Raw genomic sequence first — 25967 nt, forward strand, 5'->3', positions numbered from 1 at the left:
ATTATAGTTTGTTCTGCATTCTGTCAATAGTTTGCTAAACAATTAATTATTTTGCTTCTTGTTGTGCCATTTTCTGTTTTTCTTCTTCAATAAGCGTACGACGCAAAATTTTTCCGACTGTTGTTTTCGGCAGCTCTTGACGGAATTCATATAAACGAGGCACTTTATAAGCAGCCAGGTTTTTACGGCAATACTCGTTCAGTTCTTTATCTGTAACAGATTTACCCTCTTTAAGAACAATATATGCCTTTACGGTTTCCCCCCGATACGGATCCGGTATTCCGGCTACGACACATTCCTGGATTGCCTCATGTTCATACAGCACTTCTTCTACTTCACGCGGGTAAATATTAAATCCGCCTGCAATAATCATATCCTTTTTGCGGTCAACAACATAGAAATAACCCTTCTCATCCATATAACCTAAATCACCCGTTAAAAACCAGCCATCTGTAAATGTCATTGCTGTTTCTTCAGGACGATTCCAGTAGCCCTTCATAACTTGCGGTCCTTTTACCGCTATTTCGCCGATTTCACCTACAGGCAACACTTCCGATTCACCTGAACGTAATATAACCGCTTCTGTATTCGGCCAAGGTAAGCCGATTGAACCGTTAATACGGTGATCCCAAATTGGATTGGCATGTGTAACTGGAGAAGTTTCGGTTAAGCCGTATCCTTCTACTAAACGCCCGCCTGTCAATTCTTCAAACTTTTCCTGAACTTCCAGTGGCAATGCAGCAGAACCGCTTAAACACGCTTTAATTGACGATAAATCATATTTTGCTAAATCCGGGTGATTCAACAACCCAATATACATTGTTGGGGCGCCGGGGAATAAAGTTGGTTTTTGTTTATCAATTGTTTTCAACGCTTGCTCTGCATCAAATTTCGGAAGCAATACCATCTTGCCTTGCTGCATGACAGATAAAATTAATACCGTTGTCATACCGTATACATGGAAGAATGGAAGTATTCCTATAATTGTCTCTTCACCCTTTTTACATTTATACATCCATGCATCACACATTAATGTATTTGCAATCAAGTTTTTATGCGTTAACATAACACCTTTCGGGTAACCTGTTGTCCCGCCAGTGTATTGCAATAACGCCAAATCATTTTCAAAATCAAATTCTTGCTCGATTTTATCCAATTTACCCATTTTCATGATTTCTGTGAACAGGTGATTCGTTCCGCTATGTTCTACCTTTACACTAAAACCGTATTGTTTCTTTTGGATGAACGGATACACTAAGTTTTTTGGGAATGGCAAATAGTCTTTAATTCCTGAAACAATGACATTTTCAATATTAGTCTCATGTAATATTTTCATTGCCCTTGGGTATAAAATATCCATCACTAAAATTACTTTTGCTCCGGAATCCGCCATCTGATATTGCAGCTCCCGTTCTGTATAAAGCGGATTCGTCTGTACGACAACCCCACCGGCATACATCGTACCATAATAGGCGATGACTGCTTGCGGACAGTTCGGCAGCATAATTGCTACTCGATCCCCCTTCTCCACCCCTAGAGAATGCAGGTAGTTCGCAAACTTCAACGCTGATTCATAAAGCTCTTTGTACGTAAGCTCGCGCCCCATGAAGTGGATTGCCACTTTATTAGGCATTGACTCAAATGCTTGTGTTAAAAACTTGTGTACAGGAATTTCCGGCAGCTCAATAGAATGTGGTACTTCTTTCGGATAGCTTGCCAACCAAACCTTTTCTGTCATAAAACTCCTCCCCTTTGCTAAAGCTTTACTTGTTTACATCATTATAATGAAAATTGGAAATGGTTTCAAACTATTTTCATAGATATACACATTATCTTCTCGTTTATGCACATATTTCCTCATTATTTGTTTTGACTTTTATAGTATTATTGAATTTAAAACATATAGGACTATTCGTTTAGTATGGAAATATACTTTTTCAAAAAAGTTTTTAAATAGTTTAAATTTGTTAACAGTCTAAATAAAGATTAGATTATTCGTTTGATATAATCAGCTGATGAAAAAAGCAAATGAACTAACTGAATGCTAGTTCATTTGCTTTTATGTTTAGAGTGTCATCATGTAGTAAATGCCGACTGCCAGAAAGATGAAACAGACGACGAGTAAGATTTTCGATAATGTTTCCATGTGTATGCTCCTATGAAATACTTGCTCCGATAACAAATGACAAACCGAGAGAAATTGTAAATGAGATAAATCCAACTGAACGGTTGTCAGCAGCAATCTCCTCATCCACATTAAATCTTGGTGTTAAAAACTCAAATAAAAAATAGGCAAAAATCAATAACGTAAAACCAAACAAACCCCAACCGAGCATTTCAATAAATGATGTATGCTGATTAATTGAATATCTGAAAATATTACAGACGCCTAAAATTTTTCCTCCAGTAGCTAAAGCGACCGCGACATTTCCCTTTTTTATTTCATCCCAATTTTTATACTTTGTTACGACCTCAAATAAAATCATCGATACGAATAGGCAAAGGACTACCACACTAAAATAGCCTGCTGTTTCTACGAGAGGATGGTGCCAAAAGTCTGATCCTAGCAATCCATTTTACCCCCTTTAGTTATTTTCTTTCTATGTTTAATATTAGCGCATCATTTAAAAGGAGCAACAACTATTTTAGTTCTACGACTGTAACACCGAATCCGCCTTCGCCCGCTTCACCATATCGGTATGATTTTACACGCTTATGGTTTTTCAGGAAGTTTTGAATCCCTTGGCGTAATGCACCAGTCCCTTTACCGTGAATAATCGATACACGCGGATAGTTCGCTAATAACGCATCATCCAAATATTTTTCTGTGCGAATAAGTGCTTCTTCATATCTTTCTCCACGTAAATCAAGTTCCAGTTTCACGATACTGTTGCGATTTTTCACATTCATCATCGGACGAGTAGCCTGCTCTTTTTCTGGTTTCACATACTCTAAATCAGATTCGGGCAGTTTCATTTTCAAAATACCGATTTGAACAACCCACTCATTTCCTGCTTTTTGCAGAAGTGTACCTTTTTGACCGTAGCTTAATACTTTCACTTCATCGCCCACTTGCAGATTTTGCTTACGCTCACGGGCAGCGACAGCCTTTTGAAGCACTTTATTGTTATCAATCGGTGCTGCATTATCTAGACGCTTCTTAGCATCGATTAACTCATGCTCTTTCACCGATAATGCGGCATTTTCTTTCATCTTTCTTAACTCTGCAATAATCGATTCCGCTTCTTTCTTCGCCTCATCGACAATTTTGCGAGCCTTATCTTTCGCTTTTTTCTCCAGGTTTTCCTTTTTCTCATCATAAATACGAAGACGTTCTTCCAGCTCTGCACGGATTTTTTGTGCGTCTTCCAGTAAAAGATGAGCTTCGTCCGCTTCACGTTCAGATCGTAATCTGCTTTCTTCAAGTGAAGCAATCATAGACTCTACTTCATGACGGTCAGTACCCGTAAAGGATTTTGCATGGTCAATAACATTTGAACTTAATCCAAGGCGTTTGGAAATTTCAAATGCATTTGAACGACCCGGCACTCCAATAAGCAATCGATAAGTCGGGCTGAGTGTTTCAATGTCGAACTCTACACTCGCATTGACAACAGATGGACGGTTATAGCCATATGCCTTCAGCTCCGGATAGTGAGAAGTCGCCATAACACGCGCACCGCGATCGACTGTTTCATCCAATATAGCAATTGCGAGTGCTGCACCTTCCTGCGGATCAGTACCTGCGCCAAGCTCATCGAATAAAATTAACGATTTTTCGTTAAATTTGCTTAAAATGTCTACTATATTCACCATATGAGAAGAGAAAGTTGATAATGACTGTTCAATTGACTGTTCATCACCAATATCAGCAAAAATTTGTTCAAACACGGCCAATTCTGAACCATCCAGTGCCGGAACAGGCAGTCCGCACTGTGCCATGATTGTACACAGACCCACTGTTTTCAATGTTACTGTTTTACCGCCGGTGTTTGGTCCCGTAATAACAATTGCTGTAACATCTCGTCCAAATTCAATTGTATTTGCAACTGCTTCTTCAATTGGCAATAGCGGGTGTCGTGCACGGACTAGTCGTGTATAACCATCTTTATTCATTTTTGGCATTGTGCATTTATTTGCTTGTCCGTATTTCCCTTTTGCTAAAATAACGTCCAGTTCCCCAAGTAACTGCACAAGAACAAATATTTCATGACCAACTTCCTGTACCTTTAATGTAAGCTCGGATAAAATACGCTCGATTTCAGCCTTTTCTTTCACTTTTAGACGCTGTACTTCATTGTTCGCTTGAATGACTGCATCAGGCTCGATAAACAATGTTTGGCCTGAAGCTGACTGATCGTGGACGATCCCGCCATAATGTGAACGATACTCTTGTTTAACAGGGATTACAAAGCGGTCATTACGAATCGTAATAATCGCGTCAGACAGCATTTTTGTTGCATTCGATCCACGTGTGAGACTTTCCAGCTTTTGACGCACTTTAGATTCTTCTGAACGCAATGACTGGCGAATTGAGCGTAATGCAGGACTCGCTGAATCAAGCACCGTACCATTATCATCGATACAATCATTAATTTCGTGCTGCAATGCCGTCAAGACAGGCATTTGTTCTTTACGTTCGATAAAGTGAGGGATTTCAATGATATTTTCTGATTCGATATCTTCAATGAAATTCCGTAAAATACGGCTTGCTCGTATTGTGCTTGCGATTTCCATTAATTCCATCGGGCTGAGCATACCGCCGATTTGTGAGCGTCGTGCATGTGGACGTACATCAAAAATGCCGCCCAACGGCACATTGCCTTTCACACGCAAAATCGCGAGTCCTTCATCCATTTCTTCCAGGAGTTCGACAACTGTATCGTAATCTGTTTCCGGTACAAGTTCATCGATCGCTTGTTTTCCGATAGAGTTTGTACAAAATGCCGCTACTTGCTCGCGTACTTTATGAAATTCTAGTGTTTTCAATGCTCGTTGTTCGATCATGAGAACACCTCCTATTACTTTTCTTTATTTTTCGCAATAAATGCTTCGAACTTTTCCTTTGACCATGTGTTGACGATCAGGTCTTTTTTCAGCCATGCTTTTTGCGCGTACTTGACACCGATGTCCATAAAGCGCAGTTGGTCAATTGCATGGGCGTCTGTATTGATGGCGATTGGTACATTTTTCTCCATTGCCAGCATTAAATATTCGATGCTTAAGTCCAGGCGGTATGGATTAGCATTGAGTTCCAATATTTTGCCATGTTCTGCTGCCCATTCGATCAATAACGGTACGTCCGGGTCATAGCCTCCGCGCTGCCCGACGATACGGCCTGTCGGGTGAGCAATCATATGGACGTACGGATTTTCTACCGCTGTTTTTAAGCGCGCCATAATTTTGTCCTGCGATTGTGTAAAACTTGAATGAATCGATGCAATAACAAAATCCAGTTCTTTTAAAACATCATCTCCAAAGTCTAATGTTCCATCTGGCAGAATATCCATTTCCGTACCTCTGTATAGTCGGAAATTTGGATTTGCTTCGTTAAATGCATAAATATCAAGCTTTTGCTGCTCAAGTCGTTCAGGTGTTAATCCATTCGCCACTTTTAAATATTGAGAGTGATCGGTAATGACTGCATGTGAATATCCGATATCCATTAAAGCTTGCCCCATCTCGCTGACTGAATGCGCGCCATCTGACCAAGTTGTATGCATATGAAGATCCGCTACGATATCTTCCAGCTTCACTAACCCGCTTAGCTCATCCAAACGATCCAGCTCTTTCCCGCTTTCCCGCACAGTTGGAGGAATAAAAGGTAAGTTAAAATGCTCAAAAAATGCTTCTTCCGACTCAAATGTTTCGACAGTGCCGTCTTCCTGCTCGACACCATATTCACTAATTTTCTTACCCATTGATTTTGCAAGCTGACGCATGCGTACATTATGGTCTTTCGAGCCAGTGAAATGATGAAGTGCTGTTGCAAATTCTTCTCGCGTCACTAAACGGAAATCTACACTTACCGGTTCTTCACGGTCCAATATGACGGACACTTTTGTATCCCCTGCCGCAACGGTTTCCAATATTGCGAGGCGCGTTAAAATCGCTTCACGTACAACTTCATATTCCTTCGTTGCCACGATAAAATCCACATCTTTACTCGTTTCCGCAACTCGTCGAAAGCTCCCTGCAACCGAGAACAGCTCTACTTCAGGCAAACCTGCTAAAAGCTCGTTAACTTCCAATACGACAGGCTCAAGCTGCCAAATAGGTAATCGTTCAGCGCGGGAACCAAATGTTTCAAGTTCTTTTAAAATTTTCTCCTCTGTTTTTGCCGCAAACCCAGCAAGCCCTCTTACTTGTCCTGCCTCACAAGCTGCCTTTAATGTGGTTGCATCAACTATGTTCAGTTCCTGATACAATTTGGCAAGCTTTTTACCACCTAAACCCGGTAGTTTCATCAACGGAACAAGCCCTTTCGGTACGACTGACTCCAGCTCTTTCAATACAGTAGATTCCCCGATTTCCATCAGCTCTGTAATAACCGAAGCAGTTCCTTTTCCGATCCCTTTAATTGCTGTAATATCATCTATTTCGCTTAGGCTTCGCTCATCTGCTTCAAGTGCCGCTGCCGCTTTTCGGAAGGCGGATACTTTAAACGGATTTTCTGCCTGTAACTCCATATATAAAGCTATTTTTTCTAATGTACGAATAATAATTTTTTTGTTCATCATTGTCTCTCCTTTAAAAAAGCTCCTCCCGAAAATCGAGAGAAGCATTCGCATGATTTTCAAATCAATTACGCCTCGGCATAATGGTGTCCTGAACCGGCTAAAGATCCACGGTGCGCGGATAAGTCAGCTGTTTTAGCATAATGCGATGCTTTTAGGTTGACTTCTTTCTTTAGTAACTCCTTTTCCGAATTTAGGACACCCGCTGAAATAAGTTAATTTTTTTGAATATACCACCAATTTTGGAACATGCTCGTAATAAGCGGTGTATGCTCAAGTATGAGTCCTGCCAAAATTGAGCTGTCGATGAATGTTTGAATCGATTCCACCGGCAGTAATGCCACAACATACAGTCCAATAAATAGTACAAGATACATTTCGATAAATCCAAGAACTGCACCTAATACGTAGTTTAACGAACTCAATACAGGTAAATACGTTAAAAAATCAAACATTGATCCGACAATTTGGAGGGCAATCTTCACTGCAAAGAAAATAATGGCAAACGCAAAGACCCGATAAAATGTACGGTCAACATCGAGTGAATCCAGAACGAGCGTCATTGTTGAACCTTCTGTAAATCCAGGATACGGAATCCATAAAACAAACTTTTCTGCTAGCGGCTTATAATAAATAATCGCTACAATGAGGGCAATAATAAAACTTCCGATATTAATAAGCTGAACAACGAACCCTCGTTTCGCTCCAACTATAAGACTAATGATAAAGACTGCGAGAATAATTAAATCCAACATGTATGTCAACCCTTCAAATGTTTCAATTGTATTTCTAGTTTTTCAAATTGCTCTTTTAATAATAGATAGTCGTGCACAGAATTAACGGCTGTTAATACAGCTAGCTTCGCTGTATCTAAAGATGGATTATGGGCACTGATTTCCCGCATTTTGTCGTCCACTAATGAAGCAACAAGACGCATATGGACCGATGATTCTGTTCCTACCATTTTATATGTATTACCATATATTTCTACGGAAATGCGATTCTTTTCTTGCTCAGCCAAAATAATCCCTCCAGAAAAAATAAGTGAACAGTAACGAATAAACTTTTTTCGTTCTTTGCCCAATAAAAGATTGAAAGCAAACCTGATTGATTCTATTATATAACGATGCCATTTTCCTATTGTACATCATAACATTTCCAATTTCACTATCGCAACACCATGTCCCGAATGTTCCAGTGAAAGAAGCATACATATGTGAGTTCCCCTTTCTTATTCAAAAAGCTATACTACATAGTAATACATTGTTTTTGAAAGGATCGATTATGACAAATATCGTTTTACTTTGCACTGCTGAACAACAGCAATCAATTCAACATTTCTATAAAGACGCTCTTATTGAACGAAAGGCTCCTGGCGTTATTTTTGCGGTAAAACTTGCCGATACGGCCATTACTGCATATAAATCAGGAAAAGTCATGTTTCAAGGGGCTGGTGCAGAACGTGAAGCCGCACGCTGGGGGCAAGCAGATGCTCCAAGTACTAAAATCGCCTCCACTAAGGGCGATACACTTCCGGAAAATTTTGCGGCATTATCTGTTTTAGGCTCAGATGAGACTGGAACAGGCGATTACTTTGGTCCTGTAACTGTTGCCGCTGTCTATGTTCCCGCAGATAAAATAGCGCTCGTCCAGGAACTTGGTGTAAAGGATTCGAAACAATTGACTGATGACTATATGCGTCAAATTGCTCCGGATTTAATGAAAGTGTGCGTTCACAGTATTTTGACGCTCCGCAATGATAAATACAATGCAATCCAGGCACGCGGGTACTCGCAGGGGAAAATAAAAGCGCTGCTGCACAATCAAGCATTAAAGCATGTGTTGATAAAAATAGCACCGGAAACCCCTCAGTATATTTTAATCGATCAATTTGCAGAGCGCGGAATTTACTATAATCACATAAAAAATGAAAAAGAAATTGTCCGCCAAAATGTCCTGTTCTCAACTAAAGCGGAAAATCTGCATGTAGCAGTCGCTACTGCCTCGATTTTGGCGCGTTATGCATTTCTTAAAGAAATGGATCGTCTTGCAAAAGTGACAGGGTTCCCTCTTCAAAAAGGAGCGAGCGGCAAAGTCGATGAAATGGCCGCTAAAATTTGGTTAAAGCATGGCGAAGAGACACTTCGTTCTATGACGAAATGGCATTTTGCCAATACTGAAAAAGCACGCAAACTTCTGCAAAAGAGAAAATAGAAAAGGAGCTGCCGCCATTATTGGCACAGCTCCATTTTTATTTTTCCATAATTGCAAAATAATTTTCCTCATCATCGGCAAAGTTGAACACTTTCCCGAAAGGCATCTTCATGAACTCCCCAACCGTAATTCCCTTTGCTTTAAAATCTTCATACAGTTCCTCTAAATTTTGTGCATAAAACATTAATGAAGGCGTAGATAAATTCAATTCAGGAGACATTTCTTCTATTTTCTTTTTATCATGCAATACAATGCTTGTCTGCACTTCATCTTTTGGTGCAACCGTAATAATTCGCATGCCGTTATTGATGTCGGAAACTACAGTAAACCCTAATTTTTCAGTCCAAAACTTTTTTGACTGTTCCTGGTCTTCTACATACAACATGACTTGCCCTAATTGTTCAATCATTTTTCGAACTCCTTTTTATACAGCGTACTTTACCTTACCCAAGTATAACAAATAAAAAAACGGCAGGAGATAAAATCTCCCGCCGTAGCATTATTTTATTTTTCTTCTGGTACATTTCCCATAAAGTCTTCACGTTTCGTTACGTCTACACGCTTAATAAATAGCGCTAAAATTAAAGCTACGACTGTAATACCTGCTGCTACGAAGAAACTGAAGGTAATCCCGTCAAGCATTGCCTGTTGCATTACTTGTGCTTGGGCTTGTGCAATTTGCTCAGCAGTCGGTTGTACTGCAGATGAAGCATTCGCTTGCATATCTGCTGCAATTTCAGCTGCTCGAGTTTTTGTATGTGAGTTGAAAACTGTTACTAAAACAGCTGTACCAATTGCCCCGGCTACTTGCTGAGCTGTATTGTTCATCGCTGTACCATGCGGATTTAAACGGTTTGGCAATGCATTTAAACCGTTCGTCATAATTGGCATCATAACCATTGAAATACCTAACATACGAATTGTGTAAACCGAAATAATAAATAAGTAAGATGAATCAACTTCCAAATAACCTAATCCGACAGTTGCTAATGTAGTAATCGTTAATCCGATAACAGCTAAAATACGCGGTCCGAATTGATCAAATAATTTCCCTGTAATCGGTGACATAATCCCCATTACTATGGCACCTGGTAACATCATTAAACCTGCTTCAAACGGTTCGATTCCGCGAACATTCTGCACATAGGCAGGTGTTAAAATCATCCCAGAGAACATCGCTACAGATAATACCATTGATACGACAGAAGCTAAAGCATATGAAGGATATGTGTAAATACGTAAATCCAGTAAAGGCTGCTCTAAACGGAATTGTCGAATGATAAACCACGCCAAACCAATTGCCCCTACAGTAATCGTTCCCCATACTTCAATTGCTGACCAGCCAGCTGAACTAGCTGTACTGAAGCCGTATAATAATCCGCCAAAACCGATTGTAGACAATACAATTGAAAGTATATCGATTTTAGCATCACGGTTTGGAAGGACATCTTCCAATTTCCAAACTGCCAATAATAGTGATAAAACGGCAATCGGAAGAATCATTTTGAACAGTACGCTCCAGTCATAATGTTCAACAATCCATCCAGATAAAGTCGGTCCGATTGCTGGTGCCAATACCATAACTAGTCCGAACATCCCCATCGCCTGCCCGCGTTTTTCAACCGGGAAGCTGATCAGCATAACGTTCATTAAAATCGGTGCCATCGTTGCTGCACCAGCTGCCTGAATCATACGACCTGCTAGTAAAAATCCGAAGGTAGGCGCAAATGAAGCCAATGCTGTACCGATAACGAAAATTGCCATAGATAAAATGAATAAAGGACGTGTTCTGAACTTCGTAATTAAATATGCAGAAGCCGGAACCAATACCCCGCTCACTAGCATGTAGCCTGTCGCTAACCATTGTACTGTCGAATAATCTTTAATATCAAAGGCAGCCATAATAGATGGTAATGCTACGTTTAATAATGTGTTATTTAAAAATGCTACAAACGCCCCAACAAATAATACAGCTATCATTAAATATGGGGGTTTTTTAAATGTTTTTACATCTTGTGTCTGTTCCATAATTTTATTTCCCTTCTTTAATCTTTCAATCTTCCTATTTCTGTACTCGAACTATTTTATACTCAGAGTCCAATAAATTCAACAATTTTATACTCGCAGTCTAAAAACGTTGCGAATACGCGCTTTAAACAGTAGAATGAGAGTACAATTTGGAGTATACAGTATAAAAAAATTCACTTTTATTACGTTATATGCACAGCAAATCGTTTTAATTGTTATGGAGGAAGTTCATGAATCAACGAAAAAGACAGGTGCTTGATAGTGCATTGCAGCTTTTTATCGAAAAAGGCTTTCATGAAACATCAATACAGGACATTTTAGACAAAGCGCTTATTTCAAAAGGGACATTTTATAATTATTTCTCATCTAAAGTGGAATGTTTTAAGTCGATTATGGAACAGACCCGATACGAAGCAAGCTTATTGCGCCATGAAATGCTGCTAAATCAAGATATTACCGATGAAAACTTATTATTGGAACAAATTCTCGTTCTTATGCAAATCAATAAAAAGCAAAACTTAGTATCCGTGTTCGAAAATATCTTTCAATCGAATGACAAGGAGCTCCGTCAATTATTGGAACGCTATCGCCTATTGGAAATTGAGTGGGTATCCAATCGTTTCATAGATATTTTTGGCGAGGAAGTCCGCCCTTATTCTCTTGAGATTGCCATTTTATATTTTGCGATGGTTCACCATTTAACCTATTCCCACCGTCTCTTCTACAGTGAAATGATCGACCACAAGAAAATATTGCAAATTGCATTACGGAACGTTAAAGCAATTTATCCTATTATGTTGGAAAATGGCGAAATCCTCATTACACAGGATGCACTTCAGCTAGTCGAAGAGAAAAAAATTTACCAGTCGATTACGAAGCACGATTTAATCGAAAAGGTCCAAGGTTTCCTTGACCAGTTAAAACTGGATACTGACAATGAGGTTGGGGCTCAATTCACTGAAAGTATTCTGGACGAACTGCAGCGTAAAGAGTTACGTCTCGCTGTTATCGAAACTTTGCTTAAGCCTTTCCGTGAAGCTTTTATTAACACACCGCATGCCGGAGAAAATGTCGAACTTGCAAATTTATTATGGTACTTTATCAAAAACGGGTACCAGAAATAATACCCGCATCTGATTCCCTCACCAATTAAAAAAAGTCGTATTGAACGGTGATCTGGTTCAATACGACTTTTTATTAGTTATTGCTCGTTGAGATGTGCACTTTCAATTGCTTGCCCTTAATCGGCGTTGTTTTCATCGCTTTTAACACGAGATTACCTTTACCATTTAGAATTTCCACGAATGTAGACGTATCCAGAATCGTAATAATGCCGATATCTGCCGCGGTCATACCCGGAATTTTTGCAATCGTTCCGACAAAATCAACAGCACGCAGCTTTTTCTTCTTACCGCCATTAAAATAGAGCTTCGTAATGTTTGCATCGACTTTGGCATTCTTTTGTTTTTTCTTTTGTGGTCGGCTTTGCATCTTTTTGTCAAACGCCTCGGCCTTTGCTTCTACTTCTTCATGTGTCGGCAAGTCCATCTTTGGAATCGTAAATCCGATCAGTTCCTCAATCCCCGTCAGGAAGTCATGTTCATATGGGGTCACAAACGTAACAGCCTTCCCTTCCTTGCCGGCACGTCCTGTTCGACCGGTACGATGTACATACGCTTCCTTTTCCATCGGTAAATCATAGTTAATTACTAAAGAAATGTTCTCGATATCAATACCGCGCGCCGCAACATCTGTTGCCACCAAATAGCGGAAGTCTCCGCGCTTATAATCATTCATGACAAGTAGACGAGTTGACTGTTCCATACCGCCATGCAGCTTATCGACACTGTATTCTCGGTCATATAAATAATCGTGCAGGGCATCGACACGATCTTTCGTACGACAGAAAATAATGCACGTATCCGGATTTTCCACAACCGCAATTTTTTCGACAGCAGCTGTTTTTTCCTCGTTCTGTACTTCAATAACCGCATGCTCAATTTTTGGCACAGCCTCTTCTGAATGGACTTCGATATCAATCGGGTCTTTTAAATAATTGGATGCCAGTTTTTTTATCGTTTCAGGTACTGTCGCTGAAAACAGCATCATTACTTCACGATGTTCCACATGAGCCAATATCGCTTCAACTTGCTCGATAAAGCCCATGTTTAGCATTTCATCTGCTTCATCAAGGACAACATAGCGAATTTTATCAAGCTTCAATGTTCCCTTTTCGATATGGTCCAGTACGCGTCCCGGAGTACCAACTGCAATATGTGTTTTCTGTTTTAATTCGTCCTGCTGATAACGGAATGGCTGTTTTCCGTATAATGCGGTAGCTTTAATACGTTTGTAACGTCCAATATTGGTAAACTCTTCTTTAACTTGGACAGCCAATTCACGTGTCGGTGTTAACACTAGTGCTTGTGGCTTGTTTTCAATCCAATCGATATTTTCGCAAATCGGAATCGCAAATGCAGCAGTTTTTCCGCTTCCTGTTTGTGCTTTAACAATTAGATCTTGTTCTTTTAATGCATGGGGCAACACTTTTTGCTGAACTTTAGTCGGTGTGCTGTAATCCAAATCTTTAAGCGCACGCTGTAATTCAGGTGATAATAGATAGTCGTTAAAATTAGTTGTCATATTTATTCCTCATTTTCTTCTATTAATGAATGATTCCCGGATCAACAATAGCGATAAATTTTCTTGTTGCTTTTGAAAGTGAAACATTTTTTAAATGGACAATTCCTAAATTGCGCTTAGGAATTGGCTGTTGGAGCTCAATTTCATATAAAAGCCCTTTATCAAAGTAATCGGTCGCAAACTCCTTTGTTACACTTGCGACACCTAAATTAATTTTTGCAAATTCCAATACTAAATCATGTGAGCCTAACTCGAATTCAGGTGAAATTGTATAGCCTTGTTCTTTTAAATAGTTTTCCACATAATTTCGAGAGTTTGCCTTTTTCTCCAAAAAAATTAACGGCAGCTTCATGAGCATATCAAGGCGAATTGGCTTTTTTGATAAATTTTTATATTTTTGTCCGCAGACAAATATATCATGAATTTCCTTACAAGGGATAACTTGAAGTTGTGGATCATGAATCGGCAAGTTGCATATGCCCAAATCCGCTTCCCCTGATTTAATAAAAGCTAATATTTCATTCGTTGTACCGTTTAAAACCTTTAGTTTAATGCCAGGATATTTAATATGGAATGCCTCTAGATAAGGCAGTAAAAAGTATCTTGAAATCGTATCCCCAACCCCGATGCGTAAAACGCCTGTTCGTAGATTTTTAAATTCGGCAATTTTTTCTTCACCCGCGTCTAAAATGCCAAGAGCGGAGTTGACATATTCGTGTAACAATTCGCCTTCTTCAGTTAATGTTACCCCTTTTGGTGTTCTGTTAAATAAAACAGTACCAAGTTCTTTCTCAAGTTTTGAAATAGACTGGCTAACGGCCGGCTGTGTCATATATAAAGCAGCTGCTGCCTTTGAAAAACTTTTACTTCGACTTACTTCATTGAATATGCGATATGCTTCCAACTTTATAATCATATAACCCTCACTTATATCTGATATTAGAATTATTAATTTCACTTATATCACATGAACAGGTTATAGTAAACATTGTGAGATTACTTATGTTTTGCTTAATAGTAAGCAAAAGCAATTAAAATATAACTTACAGCTATTGAAGGAGAGATTATTTTGGAACGTGTAGTAGGGACGGTTGTACGAGGTCTTCGTGGCCCAATTATTAATGAAGGGGACGATATTGTTCAAATCGTTGTTGATACAGCGTTAAATGCTGCAAAAACAGAAGGCTTTGAAATTGAGGATCGTGATATTGTGACAGTGACAGAATCTGTTGTTGCACGTGCACAAGGTAACTACGCTAAAATTTCAGATATTGCATCTGATGTAAAATCAAAATTCGGTGATGACACTGTTGGTGTGATTTTCCCTATTCTTTCGCGTAACCGCTTCTCTAACATTTTAAAAGGAATTGCTGCAGGTACAAAGAAAATCGTTCTAATGCTAAGCTACCCATCTGACGAAGTGGGCAACCATTTAGTATCATTGGATGAGCTTGATGAAAAAGGTATCAACCCTTGGACAGATGTGCTGACAGAAGCTGAATTCCGTGGTCATTTCGGTTTTAACAAACATACATTTACAGGTGTGGACTACATCGAATATTATAAAGAATTAATCGTTGAACAAGGTGCGGAAGTTGAAGTCATCTTCTCGAACAATGCAAAAACGATTTTAGATTATACGAAAAGCATTTTAACTTGCGATATTCACTCTCGCTTCCGTACAAAACGTATTTTAAAAGCTGCTGGAGCAGAAAAAGTTTATGGCCTTGACAATATTTTAGCTGAATCTGTAAACGGATCTGGTTCTAACTCTAATTACGGATTACTTGGATCAAACAAATCGACAGAAGATAGCGTGAAATTATTCCCGGATAACTGTCAACCGATCGTTGATGACATTCAGGCAAAAATTTTAGCGGCTACAGGTAAACTTGTAGAAGTAATGATCTACGGTGACGGCGCATTTAAAGATCCAGTAGGCCAAATTTGGGAACTTGCAGACCCTGTTGTATCACCTGCTTACACGCCAGGTCTTGACGGTACTCCGAACGAAATTAAGTTGAAGTATTTAGCGGACAATGATTTCGCAAACTTGCATGGTGAAGAGCTGAAAGAAGCAATCAAAGAATATATCAACAACAAAGAAGAAGATTTAACTGGTAATATGGCTGCGCAAGGTACAACACCTCGTAAGCTGACTGATTTAATCGGTTCATTATCTGACTTAACTTCTGGTTCAGGCGATAAAGGAACTCCAATGATCTACATCCAAGGCTATTTCGATAACTATACAAAATAAAAACAAAAAGACTCAATTTCCGTTAGCGGAAGTTGAGTCTTTTATTTCGTATTTAAATAGATAAAAATAAAACGGTGCAAATTTCAAAATTTGCACCGTTACTTTATTTAAGCTAAGTCTTTTATAGACTGTATTGATTTACTTCTCAATACCTTCTGTCCACCTATTCACAACGTCTTGGTTTTCTTTAACCCATTGTTGTGCTGCTTCTTCAGGTTTTGTTCCTGAGTAAATGTTCAGCATGACTTCTTCGATATCTTCTGTTGTCCATTCAAAGGCATCTAAAATCTTGAATGCATCAGGTGACTCTTGTTCCAAGTTTTGACGTACAAATGTGTGAATGCTTTCTTCTCCGCCAAATACACCTTCAGGGTCTTCCAAATATTTCAAATCATAGTTGGCAAATTTCCAGTGTGGGCTCCAGCCTGTCACAACGATGTCTTCCTCATTTTTAATTGCCTGTTCTAAAGCTACTGTCATCGCACCTGATGAAGATGGTTGTAATGACCAAGATTCTAGGTTTGGATATGTTTCAAGTGCTCTTTCTGCAGCCGCAACAACACCTGCACCTGCTTCAATACCTGTAATTGTTGATGCAGCTTCTGTAGTTAAATCAGCAATTGATGTTGCTTCCATATAACTTGGTACAACTAAGCCGATTTTTGCACCTTGTAAGTTTGGTCCTAAATCTTCTACATCTGCACCGTATTTTTCATACTGTGAAGCATGTGTAGCAGGTAACCAGCCAGATACCATTGCATCTGCTTCACCTTTAGAAACTGCTTCCCACATGATGGCATTGTCCAATGGTGTAATGTCAACTTTATAGCCGACACTTTCAAGTACTTCTGCCACTACATACGTAGAAGCAACCTCTGAATCCCATTCTACATAGGCTAACTCAATTGAACCTAAATCTTCTGATGATGACGTTTCTTTTTTCTCTGTTGTATCATCTCCACACGCAGCTAATAATAGCGCTGCGCTCATTGCTGTTGCTGCAGGCATCCATTTCATTTTTTTCATTTTACTTTCCCCCATTTGATTTTTGCTTATTTAAACTTTGTGTTAAACGGTCTACAATAATAGCGAAGATTACTAGACTTATCCCCGCAACAAATCCATTACCGATTTGTGCTCGTTGTAGAGCAGATAAAACTTCACGACCTAAACCTGGTGCACCAATCATTGATGCAATAACTACCATTGATAGCGATAATAGTACCGTTTGGTTAATACCGGCCATAATCGTAGATTTTGAAAGTGGCAATTCTACTTTCACTAATTTTTGAGTGAATGTACTACCATAAGAATCCGCCGCTTCGATTAAATGGGTCGGAACTTGACGGATACCGAGATTTGTAAAACGTACAGTTGGTGGTAATGCGAAGATAACTGAAGCAAATACACCTGGTACTACACCAATTCCGAAAAATGCTACGGCTGGAATTAAATAAACGAATCCAGGCATTGTTTGCATAAAGTCTAAAATTGGTTTTAAAATTTCTTCTACTACTTTTGATTTCGACATCAGAATGCCAAGTGGTATACCAATTACAATCGCGATTAAACTAGAAAATAGCACGAGTGTAAATGTATTCATAAGCTGATCCCATAAGCCCTGGTTTAATATGAACAGTAAACCAATGATAGAAAAGATGGCTAAGCCGAATTTTTTGCCTGTTGCAAAAAATGCTAGCACGGCAATGATTAAAATAAATACATACGGCGGAATAGCTGTTAATGCGGATGTAACAAGATCCATCATATCTTCACCGTTGTTTTGAATGAAACGGAATTGGGCTGAAAAAGTGTCTGTTACAAGATCCATCAAATCTTCTACTTTTTCCGCTACCGGTAATGGGGTTGCTAAATTTAAAATTTTACTCATTGTCTACACCTCCGTTTTTTTCAGAGGCTAACGACTCTAAAACAACTCCACGGATTAGTACACCGCGCAGTTTCCCCTCTTCGACTACAGCAACTGGTGTCGGAGAATCGGAAATAACCGACAAAATTTCCTGTATAACTGTAGATGGTTCAACAATCGGCATATCATTGCGTAAAATTGATTGCAGTGATTTTTCACCGGATTGCGCAAGCTCCAGTGCCTCATTTGCAGTAATATAGCCTAAATATTTTCGGGCTTTATCTACTGCCAGCAGGACACTTACTTTATCTTCTCTCATACGCTGCAACGCAACTTTTGGCCCTTCATGGTCAATTTGAATTGTCATTGGACGAATCATTGCATTTTCCGCCGTCAATACTTTCGAACGGTCTACATCTTCCAGGAATGAACGGACATACTCATTTGCAGGGTTAGTCAAAATTTCTTCCCCTGTTCCTACCTGCATGATCTTTCCATCCTTCATAATGGCAATACGATCACCAATACGAAGGGCTTCATTTAAATCATGTGTAATAAAGACAATTGTTTTTTGTAAATTAGCTTGTAACTCCAATAGCTCATCTTGCATCTCTTTACGAATGAGCGGATCAAGAGCAGAAAAAGCTTCATCCATTAATATGATTTCTGTATCATTTGCCAACGCCCGTGCAAGTCCTACACGCTGCTGCATACCACCTGATAATTGTTCTGGATACTGGTCTTTATAGGAGAGCAACCCTGCATTCTGTAAAGCCTTTTCTGCTTTTAATCGTCTTTCCTCTTTTGGAACGCCTCTTACTTCCAGGCCATACTCTGCATTTTGTAAAATAGTACGTTGCGGGAATAACGCGAAGTTTTGAAACACCATGCTCATTTTTTCCCTGCGAACAAGCTGCAGGCTCTTTTTATTGAGCTTTGTAATATTTTGATCATCTATATAAATATCACCACTCGTTGGTTGAATGAGACGATTGAGTAAACGGATTAATGTAGACTTCCCACTTCCTGAGAGCCCCATAATTACGAAAATCTCACCCTCTTCAATTGTCAAACTAGCTTCATATACACCTACAGTAGCATTTGTCTCTTTTAATATCTGTTCTTTGGATTTTTCTTGCTTCACTAGCTTTAATGCCTGTGATGTATTTTTTCCAAATACTTTAGTGACTCGGTCAATTTTAATTTTCCCCATAATCCACTTCCTAATATAATTAATTTCACGCTAGTAACAACTTTATATTTATCTCGGGTTGTTAAAAGCAACAACTTTTATATTAATGTACGTTGTTACTATTGTCAAATAAGAATTGATTTTTTTGCTCCTACACCTAGAAATAAGGTCCCTTAAACAGAAAAAACTACTCCCGAAATACAACGAGGGAGTAGTTTGTTTTTATTATAAATTTGACGACCTTTATCTATTCTGATCGAAAGTTGTTACTTTCTAGCTGTAAAAAGTGTTTTACATTCGAATAACATTCTTCTTTACCAATAAAAAATAATGTATCTCCAGCAGAGAGTGTTGCGTATGGACCAGGCGAAACAATTAGTTCATGATCTTTTTTGATGCCAATTATTGTAGCACCCGTTTCCTGCCAGAAATTGATCTCGCCAACATTTTTCGATAGAAATGGGCAATTTTCAGTAATATCAATTTGAAAAGGTACAAACGGGTTTATCGATTGATAGCGGCTAGTCCGGTTGACCATTTCTCCTAAAGTATCCTGGAAATGACGCAACTCATCAATTTGGCGTTCAATACTGTCGGTTAATTGTTTTTGTAAATCTCTTATCGATTTAACGCCTGTTAACCGTTGAATGTATTTAGCCGCGTTTTCATAGGAAACGATGACAACACCGCTTCCCTTTGTCGCTTCTACTATATTTAGATCCTGCAGAACGGCAATCGCTCGTCTCGCTGTTTCCGATGAAACACTGTATTGAGATGCCAGCGATGAACGGGCATAAATCTTTTCCCCGACAACATATTTTTTTTCAACAATTTTAGCGGCAATATCTTCTGCTATTACTTGATATTTAGGCTGCTTAATTTGGATTTTCTTCTCCATTATTTGCACTCCTTTGTGCTGTGTTCAGTATGCATAAGCGAAGTTCCTATATTTATACTATATCGAAATTATATACCTTTTTTTAAAAACAACAAATAGTTCGCTGATTTTATACAGTTTCCTTTAAATACACTTCATTAAATTTAGGTATTTTTTTCTGTTAAATACTAACAATAACATTATTATCTTTTTATTCGAGTTATTTCTCATTTTTTCGACAAAACCAATACTTTAGCACTTTAACTTAATAAACTTGTTTATTATTCAGGAAAATGATGATAAAATTTTGATTATTGTAAATTAGAAATAGGTGTAAAAATGGAAAAATTATTTAGAAAAAAACCAATTAATGACCTTTTACTTAAAAGTGGAAACATGCAGTTACCTAAAACAATCGGTCCTTTTGATTTGATTATGTTAGGTGTCGGTGCCATTGTCGGTACTGGCATTTTCATTTTACCCGGGACGGTCTCTGCGCTTCATGCAGGCCCCGGAATTGTCTTCTCCTTTACGATTGCTGCAGTCGTTTGTGCATTAGCCGCACTATGCTATTCTGAATTTTCTTCTACTGTACCCGTTGCAGGTAGTGCCTATTCATATAGCTATATCGTTTTTGGAGAAATCATAGCTTGGCTTGTCGGCTGGGCATTATTATTGGAATACGGTCTCGCAACTGCTGCTGTAGCAACAGGCTGGTCAGGTTATTTCGTTTCACTGCTGGAAGGGTTGAGTATCCATTTGCCGGTCGCTTTGACAGGGGCATTCAGTCCTGAAAACGGTACTTATATTAACTTGCCTGCGATATGTATTATCTTTGCAATAGGTGCTTTACTGTCATTAGGAATGAAAGAATCGACACGTTTCAATGCATTATTGGTGGCAATTAAACTTGGCGTTATTTTATTGTTCATTGTAGTAGGTGTCTTTTATGTGAAGCCGGATAACTGGACACCCTTCCTTCCATTTGGAATAAGCGGTGTTTTCACAGGTGCCGCGCTCGTATTTTTTGCTTACTTAGGGTTTGATGCCGTCTCTTCTGCTGCCGCGGAAGTAAAAAATCCCCAGCGGAATATGCCAATCGGAATTATCGGTTCTCTGCTTGTCTGTACAGTATTATATGTTGTAGTTTCACTTGTACTGACAGGGATTGTTCCATATACAGACCTGAATGTAACCGATCCTGTATCTTATGCGATGCAAGTAATCGATCAGGAATGGGCAGCGGGAATTATATCAATCGGTGCTGTCATAGGCATGATGACCGTTATATTAGTCATGATGTACGGCGGGACACGATTGTTGATGGCATTTGCACGTGATGGCTTAATGCCTAAAATGCTGGCAAAATTAAGTGAAAAGCGCAAAATGCCTGCAAAAAACACTTGGCTGTTTACAGTGATTATTTCATTTTTTGCAGGATTTGTTCCATTGGATTTGTTGGCGGAACTTGTAAATATGGGTACACTGGTCGCATTTATTTTCGTTTCTGCCGGTATTTTATATTTGCGTAAAAATAAAGACTTGCCGCTAGATCGGTTCAAAGTACCTTTTTATCCCGTTTTACCAATCTTATCATTTATTTTATGTATTTTTCTGATTACACAACTTTCCATGCACACATGGATTGCTTGCGGTATTTGGTTTATCATCGGTATAATCGTTTATTTTACGTATGGAATAAAACATTCTACGATGAATTTTAAATCTAAATAGTAGAACAGAGTTGGAGCAATAGACGCTCTATATAAAAAGCGCAGCAAATTAGTTCCCATAATTTGCTGCGCTTTTATTTTTTTGAGAAATTCCCCATCGTATTTGAGAAAAGCAGTATGTAAATTTTCTGACCTTATTAAATTGTTTGTTTTTGGACCTTTTACAGATGCCAACGAATTGCTAATATGAGAGATAATTTCAAGCAAGGGAGCGTCAATTATTATGGAATCATCACGAACAATCACCACTTCATCAGAGAAAACTAAAGATTTAATTATTACGAGCCTACTAATTTCACTCGTATTCGTAGCCACATTTTTTATTAATATCCGTTTGCCGATAGCTGCAAATGGGGGGCTCGTGCATTTAGGTTCTGCCATGCTTTTTATTATCGCAATTTTATTTGGTCCTAAGAAGGGTGCAATGGCCGGAGCATTCGGTATGGCACTGTTTGATATTTTATCTGGCTGGACATTATGGGCACCATTTACATTCATTACACGGGGTTTGCAAGGCTATATTGTAGGTAAAATTGCTACAATGCATGGAAAAAATGGTGGAAGCATTATTTACAACTTTGCGGCTATCGTTATCTCGATTCCATTTATGCTTGGCGGTTATTATATTTGTGAACGTGTTCTCTATGGAAACTTGGTCATTCCACTTGCTTCAATTCCAGGAAACCTCGTTCAAAATGCAGTAGGTCTTCTCATTGCACTACCTGTATGTATCGCTTTGAAAAAACTGCCTCTTTTCAAATAAAAAATTGGTTAGCGCTCAATTGCCGCTAACCAATCTAATTTTATTTTACTAACTTGCTGATTGCTTTAAATGTATCGCCTTTTGCTACTTGTTGCATTTCGAATAATGCCATTTCTACACTAGTTACTTGAGCACCAAGCTGCATCATTTTTTGGATGCCTACTTCTCGGTTACTTGCAGTTCGTGATGATACACAGTCTGCCAGCACTTCGACTTCATAACCGTTTTCCAGTAATTGAGCAGCTGTTTGATATACACAAATGTGGGCTTCAATTCCGGCCAAAAGAATCTTTTTACGTCCTGTTTGCTGTAATGCTTGTACAAATTCCTCAGTATCATAAGCACTGAATGTAATTTTCTCAATCGGTTTTTCATCTGTTAAATGCTCCGCAACTCGCTCATCTGTCGGACCAAGCCCTTTCGGATATTGCTCAAGCCATAAAATAGGTAATTCCAATAATTTTGCACCTTGTACCATTGTCGCGATATTACCTACAACGAGTGCGCTTTCCTCAACAACTTGCGCCAATTTCCCCTGAATATCAATCAGTACTAATACTGCTTCTTCTTTTTTTAACATGAATATACCTCCCCTAAGTTGCCTTCTTCTCTATTATACTGAACTTTTCCACTAAATGAATAGTAGATCCTCCATTGAAACGAAATGCATGACAATGTATAGTGAAAAGAGAAATGGAGGATTTACATGTTGCGTCTTAGTTGGCTCATAAGTATGGGCATCAGTTTGTTTGGAGTATTAATCATTCAGCACTTTTTTACGGTAAAACCGGACGATGTTGCAAATGGAGGAAATCTTGGCGCACTAGGTTTAGCACTAGTTGCACCATTTATTATACTTAGTTTATTTATTACGTTTCGCTTCTTTACTGAATGCGCAAGAAACGCCAAAGATCAACTTATGCGTATGATTTATTTAGTATTTGGAGTTGCGCTGTTAATCGCGTTCATCTATTATGCCATTGATTTTTCAAACAATGTGTATGCATCCCTTGGCGGTGATACGAAGATACCCGGTTCCACAATCTATCGTTTCCCCCTATTAAATGAGTATACGAATCACGTTTTTCTTAATTTTTATACGTTTGGAATTGTCCATACATTAAGTGCTTTAGTCGGTGCTGCTACAGGAATGGTCAAGCCTGCCAAACAATCCCCGCAATAACAAAACCCGAATGGTCATTGAACCATTCGGGTTTTTATTGTTAATTAGCGTACTTCTGCACCAGCTGCTGCTAATGCTTTTAATACTTTATTGTGCGCTGCAACTACTTCTTCGTCTGTTAATGTACGCTCTGGGTCGAAGTATGTCAATGAGAAGGCAACTGATTTTTTACCAGCCGTCATTTTCTCCCCTGCATAAACATCAAATACTTTTACTTCTTTCAATAAAGAAGTTCCTGCACCTTTAATAATGCTGACAATTTCACCAGCTGGATCTGCTACATTCAATTCTAATGCGATATCACGACTCATTGCCGGGAAGCGCGGAATCATTGAATAAACAAGCTCTTCTTGTGTTGCACTTAAAATAGCATTCAAGTTCAATTCAGCTACATAAGTTTCTTTTACATCATATGCTTTTTGTTCTTGCGGATGAAGTTGGGCAATGACACCCACTTTTTCGCCATCTAATAATACATCAGCTGTACGACCAGGATGTAAGCCGTCTACTTGCGCTTTTACATAGCTTACGCGAGATGTTAAGCCTAATTTTGCAAATACCGCTTCTACAATACCTTTTGCAACGAAGAAATCAACATTTTTCTTTTCGCCCTGCCATGTATTATCAATCCATTTACCTGTTAACACAAGTGCTAAGTGCTCTTCTTCAAACGGTAGCTCTTCAGCAGTTTGTCCAAGGAATACTGAACCAATTTCATATAATGCTACTGTTTCCGCTTGACGGGCTACGTTATAGCTTGCTGCCTCTACTAAATGAGGAATTAAGCTTTGGCGTAATGTTGAGCGTTCTTCAGACATAGGCATTAATAATTTTGTCGTCTCTTCAGCTTTTAATGCAAACTTTTGAGCGTGCGCTGCTGAAGTTAATGAGTAAGTTACCGCTTGATATAGACCGGCACCTTCCATAACGTTGCGTACAATACGGCGTCCTGCTTGATATGGCGTTAAGCGGCCAACTTGATCACTCGCCGGTAAGCTTACAGGAATCTCATCATAACCATACATACGTGCAATTTCTTCAACGATATCTTCCGGAATTTTAATATCTTGACGTCGCGTCGGAGCATCAATGATCAATAAGCCATTTGCTGCCTCCACATCAAATTTTAAACGCTCTAAAATAGACAGCATATCCTCTAAAGAAATCTTCATACCTAAACGACCGTTAATAAAGTCAGGTGATACAACAACACGAGCAGCTGATTTATCGAGTTCATCAACTAGCACTGTACCTTCAAGTACTTCCCCGCCTGCTAATTCAGCAAGTAATTGTGCTGCACGCTCTGCTGCAGGAAGGACACGGTTCGGATCAACACCTTTTTCAAAACGCGCTGAAGAATCCGAACGTAAGCCGATTTCTTTTGAAGTACGACGCACAGAAGCCGGATTGAAGTATGCAGATTCGATTACTACTGTCGTTGTAGTATTTGATACTTCTGATTTAGCACCGCCCATAACACCTGCAACCGCTTCAGCTTTTTGACCATTTGTAATGACAAGATTGTGGCTAGCCAATTTACGCTCCTGATCATCAAGCGTTGTCATCACTTCGCCATCATGAGCCATACGCGTCACAATTTCACCAGTTGCCAATTTATCGTAGTCAAATGCATGTAATGGTTGACCGTATTCCATTAATACGTAGTTTGTAATATCAACTACGTTATTATGTGGTCGTACTCCTGCAGACATAAGCGCATGCTGCAGCCATAATGGAGATTCTTTTACTTCAATATTTTTTACAACTTTTGCTGCGTATATCGGGTTGGCTTCTTTATCTTCTACCGTTAATTTTAGAACGTCTTCCGCTTTTTCAGCTGAAGCTGTATAATCGATTTCCGGTAATTTTACATCTTGGGATAAAATCGCAGCTACTTCATAAGCAACACCAAGCATGCTCATTGCATCCGAACGGTTTGGTGTTAAACCAAGCTCAAGCACTGTATCACGTAAGCCTAAAACTTCCAATGCATCTGTCCCTGGAATTGAATCGGCAGGTAATACATAAATCCCATCCGCATAAGCTTTTGGCACAAGACGGCCTTCAATGCCCAACTCTTGAAGTGAACAAATCATCCCGTTTGATTCTTGTCCGCGTAACTTCGCTTTTTTAATTTTAATGCCGCCTGGCAATTTTGCCCCTGGACGCGCTACGATGACTTTTTGACCAGCATCAACGTTTGGTGCGCCACACACGATTTGTTGAAGCTCTTCTTCCCCAACGTCCACTTGACACACATTTAATTTATCTGCTTCCGGATGTTTTTCTTTTGATACAACATGACCAACAACAACATTTGACATGCCTAGTGAACGGTCAATTACTGCATCAACTTCAATCCCCGCACGCGTAATTTTTTCTGCTAATTCATTTGCTTCTAAAGAAGAAATGTCTACATATTGACTTAACCATTTTAATGAAACTAACATTTATATTGTCCTCCTTC

Annotated in this window: 22 protein-coding genes; 6 read left to right on the top strand and 16 right to left on the bottom strand. The window is 39.0% G+C overall.

Annotated elements, in window-relative coordinates:
- Nucleotides 1-46 precede the first annotated feature (46 nt).
- The 6 genes from AC0VXV_RS14030 to zapA form a co-directional block, all read right to left on the bottom strand.
- Nucleotides 47-1738: a long-chain-fatty-acid--CoA ligase gene (locus AC0VXV_RS14030; RefSeq protein WP_475528829.1), complete on the bottom strand. Its 1692-nt coding sequence runs from the start codon at nt 1736-1738 to the stop codon at nt 47-49.
- Nucleotides 1739-2156: 418 nt separating this feature from the next.
- Complete coding sequence (locus AC0VXV_RS14035) at nt 2157-2570, bottom strand: DUF350 domain-containing protein (protein ID WP_475528830.1); 414 nt, start codon at nt 2568-2570, stop codon at nt 2157-2159.
- A 70-nt stretch (nt 2571-2640) separates the two neighbouring features.
- A complete protein-coding gene (locus AC0VXV_RS14040; protein ID WP_475528831.1) occupies nt 2641-5007 on the bottom strand; it encodes an endonuclease MutS2 in 2367 nt (788 codons plus the stop codon).
- 14 nt (nt 5008-5021) lie between these two features.
- The gene (gene polX, locus AC0VXV_RS14045) at nt 5022-6737 is read right to left on the bottom strand and encodes a DNA polymerase/3'-5' exonuclease PolX (RefSeq protein WP_475531469.1); all 1716 of its coding nucleotides are present in this window, start codon (nt 6735-6737) and stop codon (nt 5022-5024) included.
- Nucleotides 6738-6952: 215 nt separating this feature from the next.
- Nucleotides 6953-7492 carry a CvpA family protein gene (locus tag AC0VXV_RS14050; protein WP_339172432.1) on the bottom strand — a complete coding sequence of 180 codons (540 nt, stop codon included), beginning with the start codon at nt 7490-7492 and terminating at the stop codon, nt 6953-6955.
- A 5-nt stretch (nt 7493-7497) separates the two neighbouring features.
- Nucleotides 7498-7758 carry a cell division protein ZapA gene (gene zapA / locus AC0VXV_RS14055; RefSeq protein ID WP_008405018.1) on the bottom strand — a complete coding sequence of 87 codons (261 nt, stop codon included), beginning with the start codon at nt 7756-7758 and terminating at the stop codon, nt 7498-7500.
- 263 nt (nt 7759-8021) lie between these two features.
- Here zapA and rnhC point away from each other — a divergent pair, with 263 nt between their 5' ends.
- Nucleotides 8022-8951 carry a ribonuclease HIII gene (gene rnhC, locus AC0VXV_RS14060; protein WP_475528832.1) on the top strand — a complete coding sequence of 310 codons (930 nt, stop codon included), beginning with the start codon at nt 8022-8024 and terminating at the stop codon, nt 8949-8951.
- Between the two features lie 37 nt (nt 8952-8988).
- Here the strand turns inward: rnhC and AC0VXV_RS14065 are convergent, their stop codons facing one another.
- Nucleotides 8989-9360 (bottom strand): VOC family protein, encoded by a 372-nt coding sequence (locus AC0VXV_RS14065; protein WP_475528833.1) that lies wholly within the window; start codon nt 9358-9360, stop codon nt 8989-8991.
- A gap of 95 nt (nt 9361-9455) precedes the next feature.
- Nucleotides 9456-10979 (bottom strand): DHA2 family efflux MFS transporter permease subunit, encoded by a 1524-nt coding sequence (locus AC0VXV_RS14070; protein ID WP_475528834.1) that lies wholly within the window; start codon nt 10977-10979, stop codon nt 9456-9458.
- Nucleotides 10980-11209: 230 nt separating this feature from the next.
- Here AC0VXV_RS14070 and AC0VXV_RS14075 point away from each other — a divergent pair, with 230 nt between their 5' ends.
- Nucleotides 11210-12103 carry a TetR/AcrR family transcriptional regulator gene (locus AC0VXV_RS14075; RefSeq protein WP_475528836.1) on the top strand — a complete coding sequence of 298 codons (894 nt, stop codon included), beginning with the start codon at nt 11210-11212 and terminating at the stop codon, nt 12101-12103.
- 73 nt (nt 12104-12176) lie between these two features.
- On the opposite strand, the gene AC0VXV_RS14080 is transcribed toward AC0VXV_RS14075, so the two are convergent.
- Entirely contained in the window at nt 12177-13622 is a 1446-nt protein-coding gene (locus tag AC0VXV_RS14080) for a DEAD/DEAH box helicase (protein WP_475528837.1), read from the bottom strand.
- A 22-nt stretch (nt 13623-13644) separates the two neighbouring features.
- Nucleotides 13645-14538 (bottom strand): LysR family transcriptional regulator, encoded by an 894-nt coding sequence (locus AC0VXV_RS14085; protein WP_475528838.1) that lies wholly within the window; start codon nt 14536-14538, stop codon nt 13645-13647.
- Nucleotides 14539-14691: 153 nt separating this feature from the next.
- Here AC0VXV_RS14085 and AC0VXV_RS14090 point away from each other — a divergent pair, with 153 nt between their 5' ends.
- On the top strand, nt 14692-15882 hold the full coding sequence (locus tag AC0VXV_RS14090; protein ID WP_475528839.1) for a coenzyme F420-0:L-glutamate ligase: 1191 nt from the start codon (nt 14692-14694) through the stop codon (nt 15880-15882).
- A gap of 138 nt (nt 15883-16020) precedes the next feature.
- Here AC0VXV_RS14090 and AC0VXV_RS14095 read toward each other — a convergent pair whose 3' ends face one another.
- From AC0VXV_RS14095 to AC0VXV_RS14110, 4 genes are all read right to left on the bottom strand, one after another.
- Entirely contained in the window at nt 16021-16908 is an 888-nt protein-coding gene (locus AC0VXV_RS14095; protein ID WP_475528840.1) for a glycine betaine ABC transporter substrate-binding protein, read from the bottom strand.
- A 1-nt stretch (nt 16909) separates the two neighbouring features.
- On the bottom strand, nt 16910-17773 hold the full coding sequence (locus tag AC0VXV_RS14100; protein WP_475528842.1) for an ABC transporter permease: 864 nt from the start codon (nt 17771-17773) through the stop codon (nt 16910-16912).
- Nucleotides 17766-18965 carry a quaternary amine ABC transporter ATP-binding protein gene (locus tag AC0VXV_RS14105; protein WP_475528844.1) on the bottom strand — a complete coding sequence of 400 codons (1200 nt, stop codon included), beginning with the start codon at nt 18963-18965 and terminating at the stop codon, nt 17766-17768. The genes AC0VXV_RS14100 and AC0VXV_RS14105 overlap by 8 nt, the downstream gene beginning before the upstream one ends.
- 226 nt (nt 18966-19191) lie before the next feature.
- A complete protein-coding gene (locus tag AC0VXV_RS14110; protein ID WP_475528845.1) occupies nt 19192-19842 on the bottom strand; it encodes a GntR family transcriptional regulator in 651 nt (216 codons plus the stop codon).
- A gap of 318 nt (nt 19843-20160) precedes the next feature.
- Here AC0VXV_RS14110 and AC0VXV_RS14115 point away from each other — a divergent pair, with 318 nt between their 5' ends.
- Nucleotides 20161-21555, top strand: a complete 1395-nt coding sequence (locus AC0VXV_RS14115; RefSeq protein WP_475528846.1) for an amino acid permease — start codon at nt 20161-20163, stop codon at nt 21553-21555.
- 222 nt (nt 21556-21777) lie between these two features.
- Nucleotides 21778-22317, top strand: coding sequence for an ECF transporter S component (locus tag AC0VXV_RS14120; protein WP_475528848.1), 540 nt, complete (start codon nt 21778-21780; stop codon nt 22315-22317).
- 40 nt (nt 22318-22357) lie between these two features.
- Here the strand turns inward: AC0VXV_RS14120 and AC0VXV_RS14125 are convergent, their stop codons facing one another.
- On the bottom strand, nt 22358-22897 hold the full coding sequence (locus AC0VXV_RS14125) for a hydrolase (protein ID WP_340801969.1): 540 nt from the start codon (nt 22895-22897) through the stop codon (nt 22358-22360).
- A 126-nt stretch (nt 22898-23023) separates the two neighbouring features.
- Between AC0VXV_RS14125 and AC0VXV_RS14130 the strand changes: the two genes are divergently transcribed.
- A complete protein-coding gene (locus AC0VXV_RS14130; protein ID WP_475528849.1) occupies nt 23024-23500 on the top strand; it encodes a nucleoside-diphosphate sugar epimerase in 477 nt (158 codons plus the stop codon).
- 44 nt (nt 23501-23544) lie between these two features.
- Here the strand turns inward: AC0VXV_RS14130 and pheT are convergent, their stop codons facing one another.
- Nucleotides 23545-25950 carry a phenylalanine--tRNA ligase subunit beta gene (gene pheT, locus AC0VXV_RS14135; protein ID WP_475528851.1) on the bottom strand — a complete coding sequence of 802 codons (2406 nt, stop codon included), beginning with the start codon at nt 25948-25950 and terminating at the stop codon, nt 23545-23547.
- Between the last annotated feature and the right edge of the window lie 17 nt (nt 25951-25967).

Source organism: Solibacillus sp. iso_87, assembly GCF_056173085.1.